Origin of the sequence: Leifsonia sp. YAF41, assembly GCF_052113185.1 — a bacterium.
Lineage (GTDB): Bacteria > Actinomycetota > Actinomycetes > Actinomycetales > Microbacteriaceae > Cryobacterium.
The window spans coordinates 150,625-171,958 of the sequence record NZ_JBFRCS010000007.1 but is presented as its reverse complement, the minus strand read 5'-3'; the positions used below and the strand labels follow the sequence as shown (position 1 = coordinate 171,958).

General features: G+C 65.2%; 24 protein-coding genes. 13 read left to right on the top strand and 11 right to left on the bottom strand.

Annotation, left to right across the window (positions count from 1 at the left end; translation table 11 throughout):
• The first annotated feature begins 20 nt into the window (after window positions 1-20).
• Window positions 21-1,118: an alpha/beta hydrolase family protein gene (locus AB4Y63_RS08605; protein WP_441790642.1), complete on the top strand. Its 1,098-nt coding sequence runs from the start codon at window positions 21-23 to the stop codon at window positions 1,116-1,118.
• A gap of 60 nt (window positions 1,119-1,178) precedes the next feature.
• Entirely contained in the window at window positions 1,179-1,928 is a 750-nt protein-coding gene (locus AB4Y63_RS08600; protein ID WP_441790641.1) for an SDR family oxidoreductase, read from the top strand.
• An 84-nt stretch (window positions 1,929-2,012) separates the two neighbouring features.
• On the opposite strand, the gene AB4Y63_RS08595 is transcribed toward AB4Y63_RS08600, so the two are convergent.
• Window positions 2,013-2,399: an SHOCT domain-containing protein gene (locus AB4Y63_RS08595; protein ID WP_441790640.1), complete on the bottom strand. Its 387-nt coding sequence runs from the start codon at window positions 2,397-2,399 to the stop codon at window positions 2,013-2,015.
• 267 nt (window positions 2,400-2,666) lie between these two features.
• Here AB4Y63_RS08595 and AB4Y63_RS08590 point away from each other — a divergent pair, with 267 nt between their 5' ends.
• The 7 genes from AB4Y63_RS08590 to AB4Y63_RS08560 all read left to right on the top strand — a co-directional run bounded on the left by AB4Y63_RS08590 (window position 2,667) and on the right by AB4Y63_RS08560 (window position 8,561).
• Window positions 2,667-5,333 (top strand): LuxR C-terminal-related transcriptional regulator, encoded by a 2,667-nt coding sequence (locus AB4Y63_RS08590; RefSeq protein ID WP_441790639.1) that lies wholly within the window; start codon window positions 2,667-2,669, stop codon window positions 5,331-5,333.
• A 140-nt stretch (window positions 5,334-5,473) separates the two neighbouring features.
• Window positions 5,474-5,677 carry a hypothetical protein gene (locus AB4Y63_RS08585; RefSeq protein ID WP_441790638.1) on the top strand — a complete coding sequence of 68 codons (204 nt, stop codon included), beginning with the start codon at window positions 5,474-5,476 and terminating at the stop codon, window positions 5,675-5,677.
• Window positions 5,674-6,069, top strand: coding sequence for a hypothetical protein (locus AB4Y63_RS08580; protein WP_441790637.1), 396 nt, complete (start codon window positions 5,674-5,676; stop codon window positions 6,067-6,069). Before AB4Y63_RS08585 ends, AB4Y63_RS08580 begins: the two co-directional genes overlap by 4 nt.
• Window positions 6,066-6,260 carry a hypothetical protein gene (locus AB4Y63_RS08575; protein WP_441790636.1) on the top strand — a complete coding sequence of 65 codons (195 nt, stop codon included), beginning with the start codon at window positions 6,066-6,068 and terminating at the stop codon, window positions 6,258-6,260. The genes AB4Y63_RS08580 and AB4Y63_RS08575 overlap by 4 nt, the downstream gene beginning before the upstream one ends.
• A gap of 105 nt (window positions 6,261-6,365) precedes the next feature.
• Window positions 6,366-7,721: a DUF1254 domain-containing protein gene (locus AB4Y63_RS08570; RefSeq protein ID WP_441790635.1), complete on the top strand. Its 1,356-nt coding sequence runs from the start codon at window positions 6,366-6,368 to the stop codon at window positions 7,719-7,721.
• 60 nt (window positions 7,722-7,781) lie between these two features.
• Window positions 7,782-8,234 (top strand): DUF6325 family protein, encoded by a 453-nt coding sequence (locus tag AB4Y63_RS08565; RefSeq protein ID WP_441790634.1) that lies wholly within the window; start codon window positions 7,782-7,784, stop codon window positions 8,232-8,234.
• 18 nt (window positions 8,235-8,252) lie between these two features.
• Window positions 8,253-8,561, top strand: a complete 309-nt coding sequence (locus tag AB4Y63_RS08560; RefSeq protein ID WP_441790633.1) for an SHOCT domain-containing protein — start codon at window positions 8,253-8,255, stop codon at window positions 8,559-8,561.
• A 97-nt stretch (window positions 8,562-8,658) separates the two neighbouring features.
• On the opposite strand, the gene AB4Y63_RS08555 is transcribed toward AB4Y63_RS08560, so the two are convergent.
• Window positions 8,659-9,009, bottom strand: coding sequence for a hypothetical protein (locus AB4Y63_RS08555; protein ID WP_441790632.1), 351 nt, complete (start codon window positions 9,007-9,009; stop codon window positions 8,659-8,661).
• Window positions 9,010-9,234: 225 nt separating this feature from the next.
• Here AB4Y63_RS08555 and AB4Y63_RS08550 point away from each other — a divergent pair, with 225 nt between their 5' ends.
• Window positions 9,235-10,623, top strand: a complete 1,389-nt coding sequence (locus AB4Y63_RS08550; protein ID WP_441790631.1) for a DUF1254 domain-containing protein — start codon at window positions 9,235-9,237, stop codon at window positions 10,621-10,623.
• Window positions 10,624-10,746: 123 nt separating this feature from the next.
• Here the strand turns inward: AB4Y63_RS08550 and AB4Y63_RS08545 are convergent, their stop codons facing one another.
• Genes AB4Y63_RS08545 through AB4Y63_RS08535 form a run of 3 tightly spaced genes read right to left on the bottom strand, consistent with a single transcriptional unit; the run spans window position 10,747 to window position 13,210 of the window.
• Window positions 10,747-11,421 (bottom strand): GAP family protein, encoded by a 675-nt coding sequence (locus AB4Y63_RS08545; RefSeq protein ID WP_441790630.1) that lies wholly within the window; start codon window positions 11,419-11,421, stop codon window positions 10,747-10,749.
• On the bottom strand, window positions 11,418-13,085 hold the full coding sequence (locus AB4Y63_RS08540; protein ID WP_441790629.1) for a SulP family inorganic anion transporter: 1,668 nt from the start codon (window positions 13,083-13,085) through the stop codon (window positions 11,418-11,420). The genes AB4Y63_RS08545 and AB4Y63_RS08540 overlap by 4 nt, the downstream gene beginning before the upstream one ends.
• Window positions 13,085-13,210, bottom strand: a complete 126-nt coding sequence (locus AB4Y63_RS08535) for a hypothetical protein (RefSeq protein WP_441790628.1) — start codon at window positions 13,208-13,210, stop codon at window positions 13,085-13,087. The genes AB4Y63_RS08540 and AB4Y63_RS08535 overlap by 1 nt, the downstream gene beginning before the upstream one ends.
• Before the next feature lie 203 nt (window positions 13,211-13,413).
• On the opposite strand from AB4Y63_RS08535, the gene AB4Y63_RS08530 reads away from it, so the two are divergent.
• Together AB4Y63_RS08530 and AB4Y63_RS08525 are read left to right on the top strand one after the other, a co-directional pair.
• Window positions 13,414-14,379, top strand: coding sequence for an HAD family hydrolase (locus AB4Y63_RS08530; RefSeq protein WP_441790627.1), 966 nt, complete (start codon window positions 13,414-13,416; stop codon window positions 14,377-14,379).
• Window positions 14,376-16,019 (top strand): SulP family inorganic anion transporter, encoded by a 1,644-nt coding sequence (locus tag AB4Y63_RS08525; protein WP_441790626.1) that lies wholly within the window; start codon window positions 14,376-14,378, stop codon window positions 16,017-16,019. Before AB4Y63_RS08530 ends, AB4Y63_RS08525 begins: the two co-directional genes overlap by 4 nt.
• 22 nt (window positions 16,020-16,041) lie before the next feature.
• On the opposite strand, the gene AB4Y63_RS08520 is transcribed toward AB4Y63_RS08525, so the two are convergent.
• Entirely contained in the window at window positions 16,042-16,419 is a 378-nt protein-coding gene (locus AB4Y63_RS08520; RefSeq protein WP_441790625.1) for a winged helix-turn-helix transcriptional regulator, read from the bottom strand.
• Window positions 16,420-16,514: 95 nt separating this feature from the next.
• Here AB4Y63_RS08520 and AB4Y63_RS08515 point away from each other — a divergent pair, with 95 nt between their 5' ends.
• Complete coding sequence (locus AB4Y63_RS08515; protein ID WP_441790624.1) at window positions 16,515-17,114, top strand: NAD(P)-dependent oxidoreductase; 600 nt, start codon at window positions 16,515-16,517, stop codon at window positions 17,112-17,114.
• A 29-nt stretch (window positions 17,115-17,143) separates the two neighbouring features.
• Here the strand turns inward: AB4Y63_RS08515 and AB4Y63_RS08510 are convergent, their stop codons facing one another.
• From AB4Y63_RS08510 to AB4Y63_RS08490, 5 genes are all read right to left on the bottom strand, one after another.
• On the bottom strand, window positions 17,144-17,374 hold the full coding sequence (locus AB4Y63_RS08510; RefSeq protein WP_441790623.1) for a hypothetical protein: 231 nt from the start codon (window positions 17,372-17,374) through the stop codon (window positions 17,144-17,146).
• A 100-nt stretch (window positions 17,375-17,474) separates the two neighbouring features.
• A complete protein-coding gene (locus AB4Y63_RS08505; RefSeq protein WP_441790758.1) occupies window positions 17,475-18,176 on the bottom strand; it encodes a response regulator in 702 nt (233 codons plus the stop codon).
• Between the two features lie 2 nt (window positions 18,177-18,178).
• The gene (locus AB4Y63_RS08500) at window positions 18,179-19,459 is read right to left on the bottom strand and encodes a sensor histidine kinase (RefSeq protein ID WP_441790622.1); all 1,281 of its coding nucleotides are present in this window, start codon (window positions 19,457-19,459) and stop codon (window positions 18,179-18,181) included.
• An 85-nt stretch (window positions 19,460-19,544) separates the two neighbouring features.
• Window positions 19,545-20,333 (bottom strand): SDR family NAD(P)-dependent oxidoreductase, encoded by a 789-nt coding sequence (locus tag AB4Y63_RS08495; RefSeq protein ID WP_441790621.1) that lies wholly within the window; start codon window positions 20,331-20,333, stop codon window positions 19,545-19,547.
• The gene (locus AB4Y63_RS08490) at window positions 20,330-21,151 is read right to left on the bottom strand and encodes a class I SAM-dependent methyltransferase (RefSeq protein ID WP_441790620.1); all 822 of its coding nucleotides are present in this window, start codon (window positions 21,149-21,151) and stop codon (window positions 20,330-20,332) included. Before AB4Y63_RS08490 ends, AB4Y63_RS08495 begins: the two co-directional genes overlap by 4 nt.
• Between the last annotated feature and the right edge of the window lie 183 nt (window positions 21,152-21,334).

The window sequence follows — 21,334 nt, the reverse complement described above, 5'->3', positions numbered from 1 at the left end:
CGTACGGGAAAAGATAGTAAATGCAGAAGAATGACAGCACGGCGACGGGTTCGCGGCCACGATCGAAATGGCAACGATCGGCGCGGCGACGGTCGGGGAGGAGGCGACTGCTCGCCGGACTCCTCACCCTGGCCGTGCTCGCGGTAATCGGGGTGACAGCCGTGATCGCAGGAAACTCATTCGACATCGATGAGCGCGCGGTCACGATTCCGACCAGTGGTGGCGAGCGTCAGGGAATCCTCGCGCTCCCGCGCGGAGCGGCTGGCCCCGTTGGGCTTGTCGTGTTCCTGCACGGCGATGGCCCGGTTGACGCGACAAGCGACGGCTTCTATCGACCGATCTGGGAATCGAACGCCGCCGCTGGCTACGCGTCACTCTCGTGGAGCAAGCCGGGCATCGGCGGGTCCAGCGGCGACTGGCTGAGCCAGTCTCTTGCCGACCGCGCCACGGAGGCGAAAGACGCAATCGCCTGGGCCAGGGAGCAGCCGGAGATCGACCCGTCGCTGGTCGGTCTCTGGTCAGCGAGCCAAGGCGGGTGGGTCGCGCCGGCGGTCACGGCGATCACCCCAGACATCGCCTTTGCCATTGCGGTGTCTCCCGCGATCAATTGGCTCCGCCAAGGGCGATTCAATCTGCTCGCCGAACTCGATCACACGGGTGCGAGCCGAGAAGCACGCGTCGAGGCAATCGGGCGAAGCGACAGCACCCTGGCATTGCTCGAACGCGGTGCCGACTACGCCGAGTATGCGGCGCTCACCGAGGGAGAACCGGACAGGATGGACCGACGGCGGTGGGGCTTCGTTTCGCGCAACTTCAGGGCCGATGCCACCCTCGATCTCACGCGGCTCGGTGAGGAGGGAATCCCGGTGCTCCTCCTTCTCGGTGAGAACGACAGGAACGTCGACATCGCGGAGACAGAGTCGACGTACCGCGCCCTTCTGGCCRATCACCTCACGACGGTCACTTTCCCGGACGCGAATCACACCCTGGCCACGAGCGACATCGAAGACAATGGCTTCGCCGCGCTCGTCGTGGCGACCTTCACTCCGCGAGCGATCTTCGCACCCGGTTATCTCGACGCCCAGCGCACCTTCCTCGAGTCCCTCCGCGGGGAGTAGCGGGATCACCGTGGCAGGTTCTCGCAGTCTGTGAGAAAGTGGCGGCGGAAGGGAAACTCCATGACGGCGATCCTGGTCACCGGCGGCACCGGCACCCTCGGCGTCCCCACGGTTGCCGCACTTCGCGCGGCAGGCCAGTGGGTGCGCGTGCTCAGCCGCCGCGCCGCACCAGGGCTCACGACCGGTGATCTGGTCGCCAATGTCGGCCTGCGCGAGGCGCTGGAGGGTGCCCACACCGTCGTTCATCTCGCCACGTCACTCAACAAAACGGATGTCGACGCCGCGCGAAATCTCTTCGTCGCGGCCCGGCAGGCCGGGATCGCACATCTGGTGCTGATCTCAATCGTGGGTATCGACCGAATTCCGCTGCCCTACTATCGCGACAAAGTGACGATCGAGCGACTCCTGCTGGATTCCGGCGTGCCGCATACGATTTTGAGGTCGACCCAGTTCCACACTCTGCTCGACCGGATCTTCTCGGCGCAGCATCGCGCGCCGGTCGTCGTCGCCCCGAGGTTTCGGCTTCAGCCGATCGACGCTTCGGAGGTGGCGGCGCGACTGGTCGAACTGACGCTCGGCGAACCGGCCGGGCGGGTTGCCGACATTGCCGGCCCCGAGCAGCGCCGCGGCACCGACTTTGCCCGTGTCTGGGCTCGTGCCTCCGGGGTGAACCGGCCGATCGTTCCACTCCTGCTGCCGGGTCGAACCTATGCCGGATTTGCGGCGGGCAACGCCCTCGTCGACGGTCCGCCAACCGGGCGGATCTCGTTCTCTGATTACCTGGCGAATCGGCCGCCGCGACCGCTCTAAGCAGAAGTACGGCAGCAGCCGCGCGGCTTGCCAGCGCCGAAGCGTTGGCGAGCCGCGAGCACCCGGGCAGTGTCAACCCACCAGTTAGCTCATCGCACGCGTTTTGAGGGCGGCGTACTCCTCGGGGGTGATGGAACCGTTGTCGAGCAGGGCCTTGGCCTTGGCGATCTCATCGGCGGAACTGGAGCTGGCGACGTCGCGGATGTACGTGTCGGTGGCAGCCTGGGACTCTCGTGCCCGCTGTTCGGCGCGTTCGTTCATCCCGGGTGCGCGGGCTATCACATAGACGAGCACCGTGAGGAACGGAACGAAGATCAGGAAAATGATCCAGAGCGCCTTCAGCCACCCGTTCAGCTTGTGATCGCGGAACAGGTCGGAGATGACGGCGAAAAGAGCCATCAGGTAGGCAATGAAAGCGAAGCTCCAGAAGAAGATCCACATAATGTTCCAGAAGCTGTCCCAGAAACTCATGATGAGTCCTTTCAATTGTCATAAATCCCGAGTGGATGGCTTCAGGTTGTCGTGCGCGCAAATGCGACGCCTCATCCATCACGGGTGACTTCTGGCGGGGCAATCGCCGGAGAAGGTCCGATCTTCGGAGGACTTCTCACCTGTTATTGGTGAGAAAGGGGTTGACGCGACACCTCTGCTGGCTACTATCAGGGGTGAATAGAGGGGGGCTATTTCATGGTGGTACTGACGGGCGATACTGACGCGGACGTTCTCTTTGGAGGAGCAGTGACCACCACTCGGCCTTACTGGGGAAACGAGGCGATCGTGCTTGCCGTGCCCCGGCCGCCGCACCTCGCGCAGGTCCGTCCGCGACTCACTCTGTCGCCTGACCGCTCGGTCGTCACTGAGATCTGGGCGTCGGCCGGAGCCGGAAAAACCACGTTGCTCTCACTGTGGGCCGACCACCTTCAGGCAGCCGGAGAAACCGTGGCGTGGGTGGGTCTCACCGCCGGCGACGGGCCTCGTCCAGCCTTGGCTGCCCTGGTCGGCGAGGCAGTGCGGCGCGGTGAACTGGGCAGGGCACTCGTCGACCCACCGGACATGGCGCGAAGAGACACCCCGACGGAGATGATCGAGCAAGCGGATGACCGGCCGGTCGACCTCGCTCTCCGCGGCGACGGGCCGCTCACCGTGATCTTCGACGACCTTCACCAGCTGAAGAGCCATACCGACAGCGCGTGGCTGCTCAGCGTCATTCAGCAGAAGCTACCGTCGGTTCGCATCGTGCTCGCCGGTCGCTACCCGCCGTCGACACTGGCCCGGCGCGGTCTGATGCCCGACTCCGTCGAGTACCGCTCGCACGACCTCGCATTCACCAGGGAGGAAGCGCGGGAGTATCTCACGGTGCACAGCGGAGCGCTCGAGGAAGTCGACCTCGACGCCGCCTGCGAACGCACCGGCGGGTGGGCCGCGGCTCTGGCCCTGTTGGCCGGCTGGATGCGGGGGGCTGAGCCGTCGCAGCGGCTTCCCCGCAATTTCAGCGGCGACCACCGCGCCATCGCCGACTATCTCGTGAGCGAAGTGCTCGACCAGCTCACCCCGGGGGATCGCGAATTTCTGTTGATGACCTCGGTCGTTGACTCGATCACTCTGCCTTTCGCGGTGTTTCTGACCGGGCATGACGATGCCGGTGACATCCTGGACCACCTTGAGATCCACACGTCGCTGATCAGTCGTCGAGACGATGGGGAGAGCATCTACACCTATCACCCCACGCTGCTCAGCTATCTGCGGGCCGAGCTGCGCCGCCGGGACTTCAGCGTTTTCACACGCAGTGTTTCTGCTGCATCCGAGTGGTATTGCCGTCACGGCCGCGCCGATCTGGCGCTCGAACTCGGTCTCCGCTCCGACCACCCCGTCGATTTGCTCGCTGCTCTCGACGACGCCGGCGTGCAGCTGGTGTTCGATGGCCAGGCCGAGCTGGTTGTGCGCGTTCTCGGAGCGCTTGACCGTGCTCGTCTCCACTCGCCGACAACCCACGTTCTGAACGCTCTGGTCTCTGCACCGTACTTTCCCGACGAGGTGCGGGTCGATCACCATCTCGCTGCCGCGGCCCCCGGCATCGGGGCAGTCCCCGTCGACATCCGGCTCATCGCGGCGACGCTCACCGTGCTGCGAGCCTCGGCCTCGGAGTTGGCCGGGCTGAAAAGTCGTGTGAAGCAGATCGAAGTCGAGGTTTCGCGCGACGACGATTCGTCGGAAGCACGGGGAGGCCTCGCGTCTGACGCTGTGCTGTTTTCTCGCCTCGCCCACGCCGCATTCTTCGAGGCGGAGGGCGACCTTGACGGGGCGCTGGGCGTTCTGCACGACGCCGTCGAAAGCTCCCGGTTCTCGTCGCATCCCTGGCTTCACTTGATTCTGCTCGAGGCCGCCGCCACGGTGGCGTCCCGGCAGGGGAGATGGCCGGAGAGCGACTCATTGCATGAGGAGATGGCCACGCTGGCCGGCGCCGACGGCCAACCGACTAATCTCGTGGGGGCCCACGTTCAGTTCGCGGTGTCTTCACGAGAATTCGAGCGTCTCGATTCCGGTCAGGTTGAGGCTCAGCTCGATGATCTCATCGCTGCGCTTCCGCTCGACCTCGCGCCCGGTGTGATGATTCCTGCCCGGGCGCTTCGTTTTCTCCATCAGCTCGACACCAGAGAGCATCCGCGCACCACTGTCGACGACCTCGACCGTTTGCTCAAGGCCTATTCCCACTCTCACCCCAGCACACTCGCCCTGTGCTCGTTTCGTTACGTCGCGGCCATGCTCCACCTTCATGACCGGCACCAGGCGAGGCTCGCGGTCGACCTCGTCACCGCCGAATTGGGCGACGCGTCGCTCGAGTCCGCGCTCGCCGTGGCGCAGTACAACTCGTCGGCCGGTCGGCAATCGAGGGTCGAGGTGACCCTCGAAGACGCCCTCGACTCCTCGCGCCAGATTTGGAACGGCACGACGCCGGTGCACGGGTGGATTCTCTTGGCCGACTGGGCCGAGCTGTCCGGGCGCTCGACCCGCGCCGACTCCCTCGTGGTGAAGGCCTTGGAATGCGCCGAGCTGATGCGGGCCCGCCGGCCGTTTGTCGCCGAAGAGCAACGCGGAGTTCGCCTCGTCGAATCCCGCATCGGCAGGCTTGGCTCGCATGACGAATTCGCCCGGTCGATCATCGAGGCGGCGGGGTTCCTCGCCCCACCCAGTCAGCCGCGGTCACCGGATGCGGCCTACTTCACGCCCAAGGAACGGGAAATTCTGCGGGAACTCCCACGGCACCAAAGCGTGGGTGAGATTGCGGCGAAGCAGCAACTCAGCCCGAATACGATCAAAACCCATATGCGTTCGATCTATCAGAAGCTCGGGGTGAGCGGCCGGGCGGAGGCCGTCGAACAAGCGGAGGCACACGGCCTGCTCTAGCCCCAAACGCGTGTTGGGCGCGTGCTGGCGGCGCCGGCGGAGTTCGGTTCGGCGCGAAACTCGCCCGGATCAGGCGAGGTCGTGGGATGCGCGGCGGCGCACAGTTGCACTGAAGGATCAACCTCAGTCACTGGAGACAGATGTCCACCCGATACGAGATTCGAATCGCATGCGCACTCTCTGAGACCATCCGCGCGGCATTCTCCGAGTTGCGTGCCGTCGAACTGTCCCCGACGAGCACGCTGCTGACGGGTGACATCCGGGACCAATCAGAACTTCACGGCATTCTCGCCCGCATCGCAGACCTCGGCATCGACATCACCGAAGTTCGCACGCAACCGTGAATCTCGACAGTCTGTTCCACTCGGGGTCGATCACCGTCTGGAACGCCGTCCTCGCGCTCCTCGTCTTGGTTGCCGCGTTCATCCTCGCCCACTTCGCGAAAAAGGGCGTGAATGCGCTCGCCCGCCGGATGCCCGGCCTGAAGCCCGAGCTCATCGCACTTGCAGCACGCCTCACGAAATACGCGATCATCATCTTCGCCAGCGGGGTCGCCCTCGCCTTGCTGAGCGCGAACGTGCAGCCGCTGCTCGGCGCGGTCATCTTCATTGCCGCCGTCGGATTCCTTGCCCTGCGCGGAATTTCGGCAAATTTCGGCGCCGCGATCGTCATCCAGAGCCGGCACACGATTCACGTCGGGCAGTGGATTGAAGTAGCGACTTCTGCGGCGAAGTGAAACACCTCAACAGCCGTGCGGTCGTCGTTGTGACGCTCGAGTTGCGCGTCTGGCGCCGACCGATGGATGACGCGCGGGCGACCGCCGCGACCGTCACCGCAGTGCATCACGCCCTGACCGAGGCAGGAACTACGGCCACCGTCGTCGCCTCGGTGCCGCCGCTGCAACTCAGCATTCCGTCGACGCCGTAACCAGCACGAGAGGCTTCACCCGCATCGGGCGATGACCTGGTCTCGGTGGAGGGCGACGCTTGAGTGACCGCTCGTGACCAACCGTGGGCGGTGTGAGGGGGACAAATGTCTGAGACCGAACTTGTCGCCGAGACTGACGTCGTTGCCACTACCGGGGCGGCCTATCTCTACGGCTTTCCGCTGGTCTTCAATCTCGATCAGGTGACCCGATTCGTCGAAGAGGGCATCGGGGCGGCGCCGTCAGCTCCGTTCAATCACTTCAGCCATTCGCGTGCGTTGGCCGGTCCCAGCGACGATTTCGTCTCGGTCAACAACGACACCGTCTACTCGATCGCGCAGATCGACCTCGGCGTGGGGCCGGTTGCGTTTCACGTTCCCGACACCGCCGGACGCTACTACGTCATGCAATTCGTCGATGCCTGGACCGACAACTTCGCCTACGTCGGCCACCGGGCCACCGTCACCGCCGCCGGCGATTATCTGTTGGTGGCGCCCGGGTGGTCGGGCGAGGTGCCCGCGAACACGACACTGATTCGATTCCCCACCCGGGTCGGATCGATCATCGGGCGTTGGGCCTGTGACGGAGCGGAAGATCTGCCGGCCGTGCATGCGCTGCAGGATGCGTCCCTTCTCACTCAGCTCGACGGGTCGGCAGTTCCCGAGGGGATTCCGGCTCCCAGCGCGGGTGTTCCCGCCGAGTTGCTCTTTCTCGAAAAGCTGCGCTTGTGGTCGCAGGAGTTTCCGCCGCCGGCGCGCGACGTCGCCCTGCAGAACTCCTACGCCGACCTCGGAATAACCACGGCTGGTCCCTCGCCGTACCTCGAGCTGGCCGCAGATCGGGCCGAAGCACTCGCGGCCGGCGTGCAGGCCGGCGAGGACAAGCTCACCGCGGTGCTCCGGTCGGGCACCAGTCCACAGGTGAACGGGTGGATGTTGACCCTGCACCTCTTCGACTACAACCTCGACTATTTCGAGGTAGGTGCGCTGGATGACCCACAGTTCAAGATCAGCGATCCACAGTTGCGCATCATCGAGCGCGCTGCCGCGGCCAAAGCCGGTTTGTGGGGCAACCACGCGTATGAGGCGGCCTACATCATGACCTACGTCGACAACAACGACGAGCAACTGACCGGCAGCCGCAGCTACCAGTTGCGTCTGCCGACGCTGCCGCCGGTCGACGCCTTCTGGTCGCTCACCATGTACTCGCTTCCGAACTTCTACCTGGTCGAGAATCCGATCAACCGGTACTCCGTGGGGGATCGGACTCCGGGGCTGGTCTACGACGCCGATGGGGGGCTCACCCTGACGATGAGCCACGACCGGCCCACCGATGCGACCGCCGCCGCCAACTGGCTTCCGTCGCCATCCGGTGAATTCCGGCCGATCCTGCGCATGTATGAGCCCCGTGAAGCGGTGCTCGATCAGAGCTACACCCTTCCCCCGATCACCCGCATCGATTGACATCCACCTGTCCCACGACTCGCCCTTCGTCCCCGCATCCTGAATCGAGGTTCACTAGCCATGACCGAATACACGTACGGCCCCGTCGAGATCTTGCTCATCGGTTTCGACGGCGAGCGACCAGGACCCGAGCTGCGCGATGCGCTCGCAGCCGTCGTCGTGGAAGGCACCATCCGCCTGCTCGACTTGCTCGTGGTCAGCGTCGACGAGACGGGCGGGATCAGCTCGGCCGAGCTCGAAGACGATGCTGACGGCTACGGATTGGGCGGCTTCGTGCTCGAGGCGTCGGGTATGGCCGCCGACGAAGACATCCTCGAGATGGCCGCACACCTCGCTCCGGGCACGTCTGCAGCGATGGCCGTGATCGAGCACACCTGGGCCCGGGAGTTAGCTGCGGCACTGGCCGACTCGGGGGGATACGTGATTCACACCGATCGGATTCCGGCGCCGGTGGTCAACGAGGCACTTGCCGAGCTTGACGCCGAATCTGCCGACGCCGAACTGACCGAATAACCGCGAGAAGGAGTCTCAATGCCACTGATCAGACGTTTTGGACGCCCGGGATTGCTCGGCCTGGCCGCCGGCACGGCGGTCATCGCCGGCACCGCCACTGCGGTGCGCGGTGGAATGGAACGGCACCAGCAACAGCAGGCCGCTCAGCAGTACGACGCAGCGCAGTATCAGGCGCAGCAGCAAGCCCAGTACGCGGCCACAGCACCGCCTGCAGCGCCGCCGGTCGACCCGATGATTGCCCAATTGCAGCAGCTCGCCGCCCTGCATGCCCAGGGCGTGCTCTCCGACGCGGAGTTCACGGCGGCCAAGGCCAAGCTGCTCAGCTGAGTCACGCCGCTCGAGGATGGACCACGAGAACGGGCGTCACGCGGAGATCCGCGCGACGCCCGTTGTGCTGTCTCCCGCTCGTGCGGGAGATCGAGGATCAGTAGACGAAAAGCTGCCCGAGAACCACGATGGCGATCACGAAGACGGCGACGACCGCAGCGGCGATGGCGAGTCCTTTGGCCGACAACTTGGCTATTCCGAATCCGACGAGAAAGGGCAGGGCGGCCAGCAGCAGGGTGAGCAGCCACCAGAAGGCGGCATAGCCCCCGCGAGAAGCGGTCTCGAGCGGGCCGCCGAACAGGCGCTGTGTGGCCGGATGCGTGGCGAAGGCGAAGGCTGTGGAGAGCGGGAAAGCGATCAGGACCGCGACGATCAGGCCGGCGAATGCACCCCACCAGCCCGATCGGCGTTCCATCTGGCTGCTGGAGGTTGAGGTGCGAGTGGTCATTGTGTGGATTCCGTTCTCGTCGGAAGTCAGATGGCCCGTGAGAATTGACAGGCTGTGAACCATGTTTAGGGTGCATCGGCGGCCGGTTGCACACCCGAAACGGGTGAGCTGATCACGCTCGGTGCGTATTCATCCGCATCGGGTGAGAACCGGGAAGGTGGCCCTGCGTACCGTGAAATTGACTCGTTCTTCCGGCGAACGAGCACGTAATCGGAGGTGCTGCGAATGTCAGTTGAGTTGATCGACACCCTGGTGGACAGAGTTCAGTACGACGGCGAATTGCCGAGGCGTGAGGATCTCTCTGTCGTTTTCGACGAACTCGACTTTCAACAGGCGTGCCAGGCCTATCTGTGGGCACTGCCACTCGTGTCGTATGCACAGTGGAAGACGCAGCACTACGACGTCTTCGGGGCAACGGGGTCTGACCTCGTGCACTATCTGTCCTACCGCGACCGGTTGGGCCTCATCACGGCCAACGCGACGACTCCGTATATTCTCAACTTCTTCGATCTGAGCGAATCGGGCGCACTCGTCATCGACTTGCCTGCCGGACCCACCGCGGGGGGAGTCTCAGACTTCTGGCAGCGAGAAATCGGTGCGCTGGGGGAGATGGGCCCCGACCAGGGCCAGGGCGGAAAATACCTCATCGTTCCGCCCGGGGAAGCAGCCCCAGCCGCCGACGGCTACTACGTCTTGAAGTCGACAGGTGTCAATATCTTCTTCGGGTTCCGCACTCTTGACCCGGATCCGGTTCGCGCCCAGTCGCTCGTCGACGCAGTCAAGATCTACCCGTACTCGCAGCGCCACAATCCACCGGCGACCCGGCTCATCTCGCCGGACGGCAAGACCTGGACCGGCGATCAGCCGGGCGGGATCGAGTACTGGGAGCGCCTGCATGGCATTTATCAGAGCGAAATCGTCGACGAACGCGACAGGTTCTATCTCGCCATGCTGCGCCAGCTGGGCATTGAAAAGGGCAAACCCTTTGAACCCGACGAACGGATGCGCGCACTCCTTGAGCGCGCAAGCGCCACGGGGGAGCTGATGGCCCAGGCCAATGCCTTCGCCAAGCGGTTTCCGGGATCGATCTACTGGCCCGATCGCCACTGGGACCACGTGCTCAACCTGACCAATCCGTCGCAGCGCGGGAAGGGGTACGAAGAACTCTTGGAGCGCACGGCGTGGTTCTACGAGGCGGTCAGCTTCTCGGAAGCAATGAACAGCCGCACGCCCGGCGCCGGCCAGGCCTACCTGGGCGCCTACACGGATTCCGAGGATGACTGGCTCGACGGCGGGCGAAACTACTCTCTGACGGTTCCGGCGGATGTCCCCGCGAAACTCTTCTGGTCGGTCACCGTGTACGACATCGCCACTCGCTGTCTCATCGACAACGAGCAGCGGCGGGGTGACCGGGGGTCGCGGGATGCGGACCTCGTGCGAAACGCCGACGGCTCGGTCACCGTGTTCTTCGGGCCGGTACGGCCCGAATCGGGCGAGGCGAACTGGGTGCAGACGATTGCGGGCAAGCACTGGTTCTCGTACTTCCGCTTCTACGGGCCGCTCGAGCCCTACTTCGATCGCAGCTGGAAGCTCGGCGATATCACGCCGCGGTAGCCGGCGCCACTCTGGGCGTGGGGAATCCCGGTGGGCGTGCGAGATCTCGCACGCCCACCGGGATTTCGCACGCCGCCGTGGCGGTCGCATCCTTGTGCGCACCCGAGAACTGGACGGCGAGCACTAGAAACTGTCGAGGCCCTTGCCGATCATCATCACGCCGATGACGAGCAGCAGAATGCTCATCACCGTCGCATTGTTGTGCACGAGCCAGGTGCGTAGCTTCTCGAGGGGGGCGGCCATCTTGTCGGCCGCCACCAGGTAGGCGATCACCGGGATGGCGACGGTGCAGCCGGCGAGCACCGTGAAGATGAGGATGACGAGGGAGGTCTCGCCGACAGTCAGGCCACCGGCACCGATCGCAACTCCCGCCGCGATGCCCATCAGCAGGTTCTTCGGGTTGACCGCCGAGAGCAGAAAGGCGAGACCGAAGCTCTTGCCGGCCGTCATGCCGTCGATCGCCTGCATCCACTTGGGCAGAGCCGGCTCCTCGTCGCCGTGCGGGCGACTGCGCCACTGCTTGACCGCCAGAAGCAGCAGAAGCGCCGCCACGATGAGCTGAATGGTCCCCTTGATCGGCTGGGTGGCATCCGCGTTGCTCTCGGGGATCACCGACGACAGCAGGGTGAACAGCGTCACCGTGACAACGATGCCGAGAAGCCAGCCGATCAAGAACCCGACGCTGGTGCCGCGCGCCTTCGGCGAGAGCAGCATCAGAATCGCCGCGATGATCGGGATCGGGCTGATCGCGATTCCGAGGGCGAGCGGGAGTATCGATCCGATGACGGCGAGCATCATTTCTCCTCAAGGTGGCGTTGTGCTTCAGCAAAAGCTGCGATTGCGGCACGGTTTGTGCCAAAACTCGTGGTGCCCTCGATGAGGTCGAAGTGCGCGAGCCCGTCGCGGAGTTCGGGGCGCATCCGGCTGAAATGAATCTGGATGGATTTCTCTTTCAACCAGTCGCACAACTCGCCGAATCCCTCGGCGCCGGTGACGTCGATGTCGGTGACGGCTTCGAGATCGAAAACCAGATGCTTGACCTTCTCTGGACCGGCTTTCCGCACGGCCTTCTTCGCGGCATCCTCAAGCACGCCGACATTCGCGAAGAAGATCGGTGCGGCAAATCGCAGCACAATCACCCCGGGGGCGGTCATCGTCACCGTCGGTTCGAGGGGGAGCAGCGAGCTGTCGGGTGAGTCGTTGGCACTCAGGATGTCGACGGCCGGGTTCGCGGCGCGGCGAGCGAGGTTGATCAGCGAGAGCACGAACGCGATCACGATTCCGGCGATCGGCCCGAGCAGGAGGGCACCGAGAAAACAGGAGGCACCGACGATGAACTCAAATCGATCGAGTTTCCAGAGCGAGCGGAATTCGGGGATTCCGAGCAGCGGGACGACGGCGACGGCAACGATCGCGCCGATCGCCGGCGAGGGGATGTCCTCGAGCAGCGACGTGCCGAAGAGCATCAGCAGCAGCGTGCCGACGCCGACGATGACCGACGGGAGCTGGGTGCGTGACCCGGCCTGGTCCATGGCTGCGGTGCGGGAGGTCGACGATCCGATCGCAAAGCCGCCCGACGCGCCAGCCGCAACGTTGGAGAGTCCGAAGGCCAATAGGTCGCGATTCGGACTCGTGGGGTAGCCCCGCTTCTCACCGTAGCTGCGCGAAACGAGCAGACCCTCACCCATCGACACCAGAGTGAGAGCAATCGCGGACGGGATCAATTGCAGCCACGCCGTCCAGCTGATCACCGGCCAGGTCAGGGTGGGCGGCCCGGCGTCGATATGGCCGAGCACGGCAACGCCGTAGTCCTCGAGGTTCGCGAGCACCACGAGTAGCGTCGCGGCGACAAGCACGACCAGCGCCCAGGGCACGGCCCGTGCGAGCCTTCGGCCGATGACGAGCACGAGGACGGCACCGACGGAAATGGCCACAGATGCCGCGTTGACGGTTCCGAGCCCGGCCACAAGCCCGCTGACCTTGTCGACGAATTCGCCGCCGCTGTCGATCTTCACGCCGAGCATCTTGGCGACCTGGCTGACCAGGATGTCGAGGGCCAGGCCGCCGACGAAGCCGATCAGAATGGGCTTAGACAGAAAGTTGGCCAGAAACCCGAGCTTGAACACCGCGGCGAGGACGAACATCACGCCGCTGATGATCGCCTGCGCCAGCGCCAGCGTGATGTAGTTCGCAGTTCCGGCGACGGCGAGTCCGCCGAGCGACGACGCGACGAGGGCCGCAGCCGCGGCATCCGGTGACGCGACGAGCTGACGGGACGACACGACGAGGGCGTAGATGATGGCCGGAACGATGAGTGCGTAAAGACCGGCGGTGGGCGGGAGACCGGCGATCTGTGCGTAACCGATATTCAGGGGAACGGCGATGGCAATCAACGTCACCCCGGCCAGCGCCTCGGTGCCGAGGTTGTGTCGTGTCAGCCCAGCCAGAGGTCGCCAGCGCATCAGGCGCCCTTCGAATTGTCGACGTCGGCGGCGGGGACGGCCAGCAGCAGTGTCGTCTTCAGCGATGGTGCCGCATTCGCCGCTTCTCCGGCCGGCTCGCTCGCTGCCTGACGTGTTTCGCTCATGGTGTGACTCGTTCCCTCCCGGCGACCAGGTTCGCGTGCGCAGATGCCGGTGGCCTCACCCAGGCCGGGTGAAAGGGCGCCGCGGGGCCTGCCTCTCACCCGGGGCGGGTGAGGCACCGGCCGATCCGAGCAGAGAAAGTGGCTGTGGTCGGAGTCGCTGTCGCACGCTGCGCTGCGCGCCCGGCAGGCGAAAGGACAGAGGGATGAATCAGCTCGACTCGTGGCGGGACGGCCGCACCCGGCAGCAGATCGTCGACTTCGTCGAGCAAGTCACCGGCGACGGCCCCGACGCGGTCGCCCGGCCGGAACGGGTTGCGGTGTTCGACAACGATGGAACGCTGTGGACCGAAAAGCCGATGCCCACCCAGCTGCACTACATCGTCAAGCAGTGGGCCTCCGCCGCCGCAGCCGACCCAGCCCTCGCGACACAACAGCCGTACCTGTCTGCGGTGACGGGTGACTTCGCCTGGCTCGGGGCCGCCCTGAACAAGCATTACGCCGGCGATGACACCGACGTGAAGCTGATGATCGGGGCCATCTTGCGCTCGTCGGCGAATCTGAGCGTCGACGACTATGCGGGATCCGTTGCCGAGTTCTACCGCACTGCGGAGCATCTCACTCGGGGCGGCTCCTACCGGCACGCGGTCTATCAGCCGATGCGCGAGTTGCTGGAGTACCTGGAGATGAATGGTTTCAGCTGCTACATCGTGTCGGGGGGTGACCGCGATTTCATGAGGCCGATCAGCGCCGACTACTACGGGATTCCTCCGGAGCGCGTGGTCGGCTCGGCGCTCGGGCTCAGCTACGACGAGAACACCGCAGAGATTCGCTATCAGGCCACTTTTGCGTTCATGGACGACGGCCCGGAGAAGCCGGTCCGCATCTGGAGCCGCATTGGGCGCCGACCGATTCTCGCGGTCGGAAATTCGAACGGTGACATTCCGATGTTGCGATACACCCAGGGCAGCGCCCACTCGTTGAGCCTGCTGGTGCACCACGACGACGACACCGGGAGGGGCGACGCACCCTACGACGCCGGAGCGGAGACCGCGCTCGCCGCGGCATCCGCTGACGGCTACGTCGTGGTGAGCGTCAAGAACGACTGGTCAACGGTCTTCGTCGAGGCGCACGCAACCGACGGGGCAACCTCGTCGGACGGAGCTTCATGACGCAGCCGACCGCGGAAACCGCGAAACCGCCCGGCGTCACGGTGCGGCGACGATGGCTTCTGCCCACTCTGGCCGGCTACAAGCCCGCCTGGATCGGGAACGATGTGCTCGCCGGGCTGAGCGCGGGCGCCGTCGTGATTCCGCAGGCAATGGCGTATTCCACGATCGCGAGCCTTCCGGTGCAGGTCGGTCTCTACACCTGCATGGTGCCAATGCTCGTCTACGCGTTGATCGGCGGATCGGCGGCGATGAGCGTGTCGACGACGTCGACCATCGCCACACTCACCGCGACGACCTTGGTGACCGTCGGGGTGGCGGCCGGGTCGCAGGAAGCCCTGAACGACCTGGTCACCCTCACCGTCATCGTCGGTGTCATCCTGCTCGCCGCGCGCGCGTTGAATCTCGGCGCCCTCGTCGAAAACATCTCAGAGGCGACACTGACCGGGGTCAAGATCGGCGTCGGCGCGACCGTCGCGGTCGGCGAGCTGCCGAAGCTTCTCGGCGTCGAGACGAACTTCAGCGGGCACGGTTTCATCAGGTCGGTCGTTGCGACAATCGAGGCAATTCCCCAAGCGAACCTCGCCACGATTCTGCTGAGTGCCTCGTCCATCGTCGCTCTGCTGCTCATCTCACGCTTTGCGCCTCGATTGCCGGGCCCCTTGATCGTCGTCGTCGCCGGAATCCTGCTCGCCGCGTTCACCGGCATCGTCAGCTTCGGCGTCGGACTGATTCCACCGGTGCCGAGCGGGTTGCCGATACCCGTGTTTCCGACATTCCAGGATGCCGGCGCCATGATTCCGGGGGCGCTGGCCATCGCGGTGATGGCCTTTCTGGAGTCCGCGTCTGTCGCACGGGGCATCCGCCATGCGGGTGACCCGCAGGTCGACAGCAACCGGGAACTTCTGGCGACCGGCGCCGCCAACCTCGTGGGTGCGTTGATGCAGAGCATGCCGGCGGCGGGCGGTTTCTCGCAGAGCGCGGTGAATCAGAAGGCCGGAGCCCGGTCGCAGCTGGCGACGCTCGTCACCGTCGTGCTGGCCCTCGCCGCTGCGCTCTCTCTCGGACCGATCCTCAGGCTGTTGCCGCAGGCGACACTGGCCTCAATCGTTTTCGTCGCAGTGGTGGGACTGATCGATGTGAAGGGGCTGATTCGACTGCGTCGACTCAGCCCGGTCGAATTCTGGATCGCCACCGTCACTGCGGCCATCGGCCTGACCGTGGGCTTGCTCCCCGCTGTCGCCGCCGGCGTGGTGTTCACCCTGGCGATGGTGCTGCACGAGCTCAACCGACCCCAAGTGGATGTCATCGTCTCGGAGCCGTCCGTGCTCGTGCTGCAACTTGTCTCCCCGCTGTACACGGCGAATGTGCTCTCGACCATTCGGCTGATTCAAGACGATATCGAAGCGGCGGGCCGACCGCCGAAGGTGATCCTCGACGTGTCGGTGCTGCGCATCCTGACCGTCATGGTCATCGACTCGTTCACCGACCTCGACCACGAGATGGCCGGGCTCGGGGTGGAGCTTCATTTCGTCGCGCTGCCGGCCGACTCGCTTGAGCGCGCGCGGAAGACTGCCTGGTGGCAGGGTGTGAGGGCGACCCATCGGGCGCATGCGAGCGTCGACGAGGCGCTGGCGTCCTGATGGCGGCTGGCGAACGCCCGGACTAGAGCCCGTTGAGTTCGTCGTAACTGTCCCTGGCATCGAGAATCGTGGCGACGTTGCTCTCCGCCCAGGTCTTGATGGCTTCGAGGGGTTCAAGCAGGGTTCGCGCGAGCGGGGTGAGGGCATATTCGACCCGCGGTGGCACTTCGGCGTAGATGCGCCGCGTGAGGAGTCCGTCCCGTTCCAGGGTGCRCAGCGTCTGTGTCAGCACCTTGGGGGTGATCCTCTGAACGGTGGTGCGGATGGTGGAGAAACGCTGGGGACCGTTCTTGAGCGCCTGGAAGACAAGGTTCGTCCACTTGTCGCCGATGCGTTGCAACACGACGCGCGACGGGCAGTCGATGGTCAGCACATCGAAGGGGCGCTCAATAGTATCCATTGGGTAACAGTATTACGTTGAGGTACTAAGTATCAAGCGGATACTCTTTTGGAATTGCCGCATGTGTCGGCTAGTTCAGGGAGAAAGGGCCCGCAATGAAGATCGCAGTCTATGGAGCATCCGGCATGGTCGGAACTGAAATCACCGCTGAGGCACTGCGCCGTGGCCATGACGTCACCGCCGTCACGCGCAGCGGAGCAGACGTGGCCGGAGCGACAGCTCGGGTTGCAGAGCTCTCCGACTTGGCCTCGTTCACTGATCTCGCCAGCCACGACGTCATCGTGCTCGCCGTAGCCCCTGACCGCACGGGTCAGTCGCACGAACCGTTCCTCGAGGCGCACCGCGCCATCGCTGCCTCGGGCGTTCCTGCCCGTGTCTTCATCGTCGGCGGTGCTGGCGCCACCGAAATTGACGGAGTTCAGCTGAAGGATCTGCCGGGATTCCCCACCGTATACAAGGCAGAGGCGACCACCATGGGCGCCATCCTCGACGACTACCGGTCGTCGACTGACTTGGACTGGACGATGCTGTCGCCGGCCCCGGTGATTGCACCGGGTGAGCGCACCGGTTCGTACGTGCTCGGCGTTGACTCCCCGGCCGGTGACGCCGTATCGACACAGGACTACGCCGTCGCCGTGCTCGACGAGCTCGAGACCCCGCGCCACCCGAAGCGCCGGTTCACTGTCGCGAACTAGCGGGCGCCACGCACGAGCGGGATTGCGACTCAGCGCACGTCGCGGCTGAGGCGCAGCCCGAACGGGTGCGGGCCCAAGAAATACCAGACGAGTGCCCCGATGAAGGGGGCGACGATCACCGCGATCACCCTGACGACTTTTTCGACATCGATCAGGTCGCTCGCGCGCACGATCTGCATCAGGGCATAGACGATTGCACCGAGATAGGCGGCGGAGACGACCGTTGTGAGAAGAAAAACGAACACTGCTGCGACATCCATCGAGGGCCTCCTGGGGTACTTCAGGTTAGGGGCGCGTGTGTTCGGCGTCAATCATGCGCGAGGCGATCGCGTGTGCCGAGGCGCGCAGGCGCAGCGCCGGTTAGTACCGCAGCAACCCGTTCTCATAGGCATAGATGACGATCTGTACCCGGCTCTGCAACGACAGCTTGCTCAGGATGGCGCGAACATGCGTTTTCACCGTGGTTTCGCTGACGAACGCCGCCGTGGCCGTCTCGGCATTGCTCAGCCCGCGCGCGGTCAGCAAGAAGATCTCCCGTTCGCGCGGGGTGAGCACGTCGAGGGCGAGCTCGATCGGGCGGCCCGAGCTGTTCGAAGTGGCCCCGAACTCGCGCACCAGGTCGAATGTGGCTTTCGGGGCCAGCACCGCGGTGCCCGAGTTCACGGTTCGGATCGCGGCGAGAATGAACTCGGGGGTGGCATCCTTTGTGATGAATCCGCTCGCTCCGGTGCGGATGGCCCGGTAGACGGCCTCATCGCGCTGGAAGGTGGTCAGGATGATCACGCGCGGAAGAGGCTCTGAAGCCGCTGTCTCTCCGGCCGGCCGACGTTCATTCGCCGCGACGATGCGCGCGGTCGCCTCGATGCCGTCGAGCACCGGCATTCGGATGTCCATCAGCACGATGTCGGGGACGGTGCGCTCGACAACCTCCACTCCACTCTGGCCGTCGGCGGCCGTGCCGACCACCTCGAGATCGGCCTGCGACTCGAGCAGCATCTGCATGCCGGAGACGAACAACGGCTGATCATCGACGATCACCACGCGGATTCGAGGTGCCGCGATGCTCACGCGGTCAGCTCCGCCAGGGGGCTGCGTGGTTCAATCGCGTCCGCGCCGGTCGGCAAGAAGACGGTGACGAGGAATTCGGCGTCTGGGCCGTCGGATGCGCCGGCCGTCAACCAGCCGCCGGCCAGACGAGCCCGATCCTTCATCCCGCGGATGCCATGGCCAGTGCCTGTCGGCGCCGGGACCCCGGGGAGATCGTCGACGGGGCGCCGCTCGGAGTCGCAGCGCGAACTGACGGTCAGCGCGAGGCCGGGCCCGCGCCAATCGAATGAGATGCGGGTCGGTGCGGCCCGGCCCGCATGCCGGAGGGCGTTGGTCAGGCACTCCTGCACGATGCGGAACAGCGCGAGTTGCTGCGCGGGCGTCATCGACTTGGCCGGCCCGAAATTCTGAACCTCAACATCCAGTCCGGCAGCCTCGACCCGCGCGATCAGAGCCTCGAGGTCGGACAGCGTGGGTTGAGGCTCATCGCCGGATTCTTCACGCAACCCCTCGATGAACGTGCGCACGTCGATCAGAGACGACCGAGCAGCATCTGAAATCGCCTCAAGGGCGGCCCGAGTGGCGTCTGGCTTCGCCGCGCTGATGAAGCGGGCGCCGTCGGCCTGGGCGATCACCACCGACAGTGAGTGCGCGAGGACATCGTGCACTTCGCGCGCAATTCTGTCGCGTTCCTTCACAAGCGTCAGCTCGTTCTCGGCCCGGCCGAGCTCTGCCGAGGTTTGGTTGAGCAGTGCGTTGCTGCGTTGCTGCACGATGTATACCCGCAACGCGACGCCGGCTGCCCAGGCCCCGGCATACAGCCCGAAGGCGACGAGCGCAGCGACGACAAAGGCTTCATCGACCCCGCTCGTGTCCCGTCCTTGGCCGGTCCAGGAGGTCCAGCCCGAGGGGCTCACCCAGCTCGGGATCACCATCAGGAAGGCGATGATCGCGGCAATCGGAATCCCCAGCGCCAGCGCCACCCAGGGGAGTCGGCCGCTGCCGTGCCGGGCGACGAGAAAGATCACGATCATGATGCCGAAATAGGCCGGCCAGGTCGTGGACTCCGGCGGTTGCATCACTGTGGCGAGTTGCAGGAGAAGCAGCAGACCGACGATGCACAGGGAGGCGAGCGGTCGAATGCGACCGAGGGCGATGGCGATCGCAATGACGATCATCATCGAGAGGCCAAGCGGATCCGAGATGCGACCGATTTCGGCGACCGTCCACAGCGTGAGGTAGACGACCGCGATCGCGGGTTCGAGCAGGGCTCGCGCTGCGGTCGGGGTGGAGGACATGGCCCCACGATATGGGCTGAGCGCGGTCGGCGTGGGCCGGTGCGCCGAAAATCCTCCGAACTGATGACGAGGAGGATCGACGCGACTAGAGGCCGCCGGCAACTCGAATCACGGTTCCGGTCGCATAGCCTGCGTCGTCAGAGAGCAGCCAGGCCACCGCGCCCGCGATCTCCTCTGGCTGCCCGGCCCGGCCGAGCGGCACCGTTTTGGCGACCTGGGCCGGCCGCTCGGGGTCGAGGTGAAAATCGGTCCAGATGGTGCCAGGGGCCACCGCATTCACTCGGATGCCCAGGGCGGCCACCTCCTTCGCCAGGCCGACAGTGAGCGCGTCGACCCCTGCCTTGGCGGCCGCATAGTGAACGTAGGAACCGGGGGATCCGAGCGTCGCCGCAGCAGAGGAGAGGTTGACGATGGCCCCGCCGCCCGTGGGCGTCATGGCCCGGATCGCATATTTCGCGCAGGCGAGCACGCCAAACAAGTCCACGTCGAGATCCCGTCGGATCGCCGCCAGGTCATTGTCGGCCAGCGTGCCGACGGCGCTCACCACGCCGGCGTTGTTCACCAGGCCGGTGACGACACCGAGCTCGGCGGCCCGCTCGAACAGAGCGATGACCGACTCCTCATCCGTCGTGTCAACCGCCACGGTCAGCGCCTGGCCACCTGCGGCCCGGATGTCGGCGGCCACGCTGTCGGCAGCGGCCGCGTCGTGCCGGTATCCGACCACCAGGTCGTGCCCGTCGGCGGCCAGCCGGCGGCAGATTGCGGCACCGATTCCCCGGCTGCCACCGGTGACGACAGTGAGTTTGCGCGGCGGCGTGGTGCCCGTGGCAGAGGTCGGGGCAGAGGTTGCGGCGGCGATCGGGCTCGCCGTCATCGCTTCACCGCCTGCAGGGTGTAGCTGAGCGGCATCCGCCACTGCTCGCGGTCGAGACGCCACTCGCCAGTGCCGTCGGAGGCCATCTGACCCGGCAACGCCTCCCACGGCACACTCTGGTGCTCCACCAACCCGGTGATCTCCATGTCGTGGCGCAGAAGGGCCGTCACGATCTCTCCCATTCCGTGATTCCACTCGTTGGTCGTCGTCGCGGTGAGGCGCTGATCCGTTTCGACGTAGGTGTCATCATCGTCCCAGACGAGTGGCTCCTCCTGTTCGAAGTACGGGTAGACGATGCGCAGGCTGTCGCTGAACTCTTCACCAATCGACCAGAGCACCGGATGTCCCTCGCGGATGAACAAACGCCCGCCCGGTTTCAAGAGACCAGCCACCGCCGCGGCCCACCGATCGATGCTCGGCAGCCAGCACAATGCTCCGATACCGGTGTAGACCAGGTCGAAGGAACTCGCGGGGAGCACGTCGAGCGCGCGATAGACGTCGGCCTCGACGAAGTCGACGTCGTCGCCGGTGCGATCGGCGAGCCGGCGCGCCTCGGTCAACGCCGTCGGTGAGAAATCGAGGCCCGTCATCTGGGCACCGAGCCGCGCGAGTGACACCGTGTCGGTGCCGATATGGCATTGCAGGTGCACGCCGCGCAGGCCCCGGATGTCGCCGAGGAGCGGCAGGTCGAACTGCACCACACCGGAGAGATGCGCCGGGTCTGACTCGAAAGTTGACACCGCGTAGTCGGCAGATGCGGCATGCAGAAGGGCGCGGTTGTCCCAATTGGCTTTGTTGACGGTGAGGTAATCGCTCATGGCGTGTTCGACATCCTGATCTGCCCGATTGTCGAGCCTTGCAGGCTATCAATCGAGCAGGCTCAGGGCCAGCGCGGCACGGAATCTGGTCTGATTCAGCGCGCGACTGATCCAGCGCGCGACTGATCCAGCGCGCGACTGATCCAGCGCGCGACTGATCCAGCGCGCGACTGATCCAGCGCG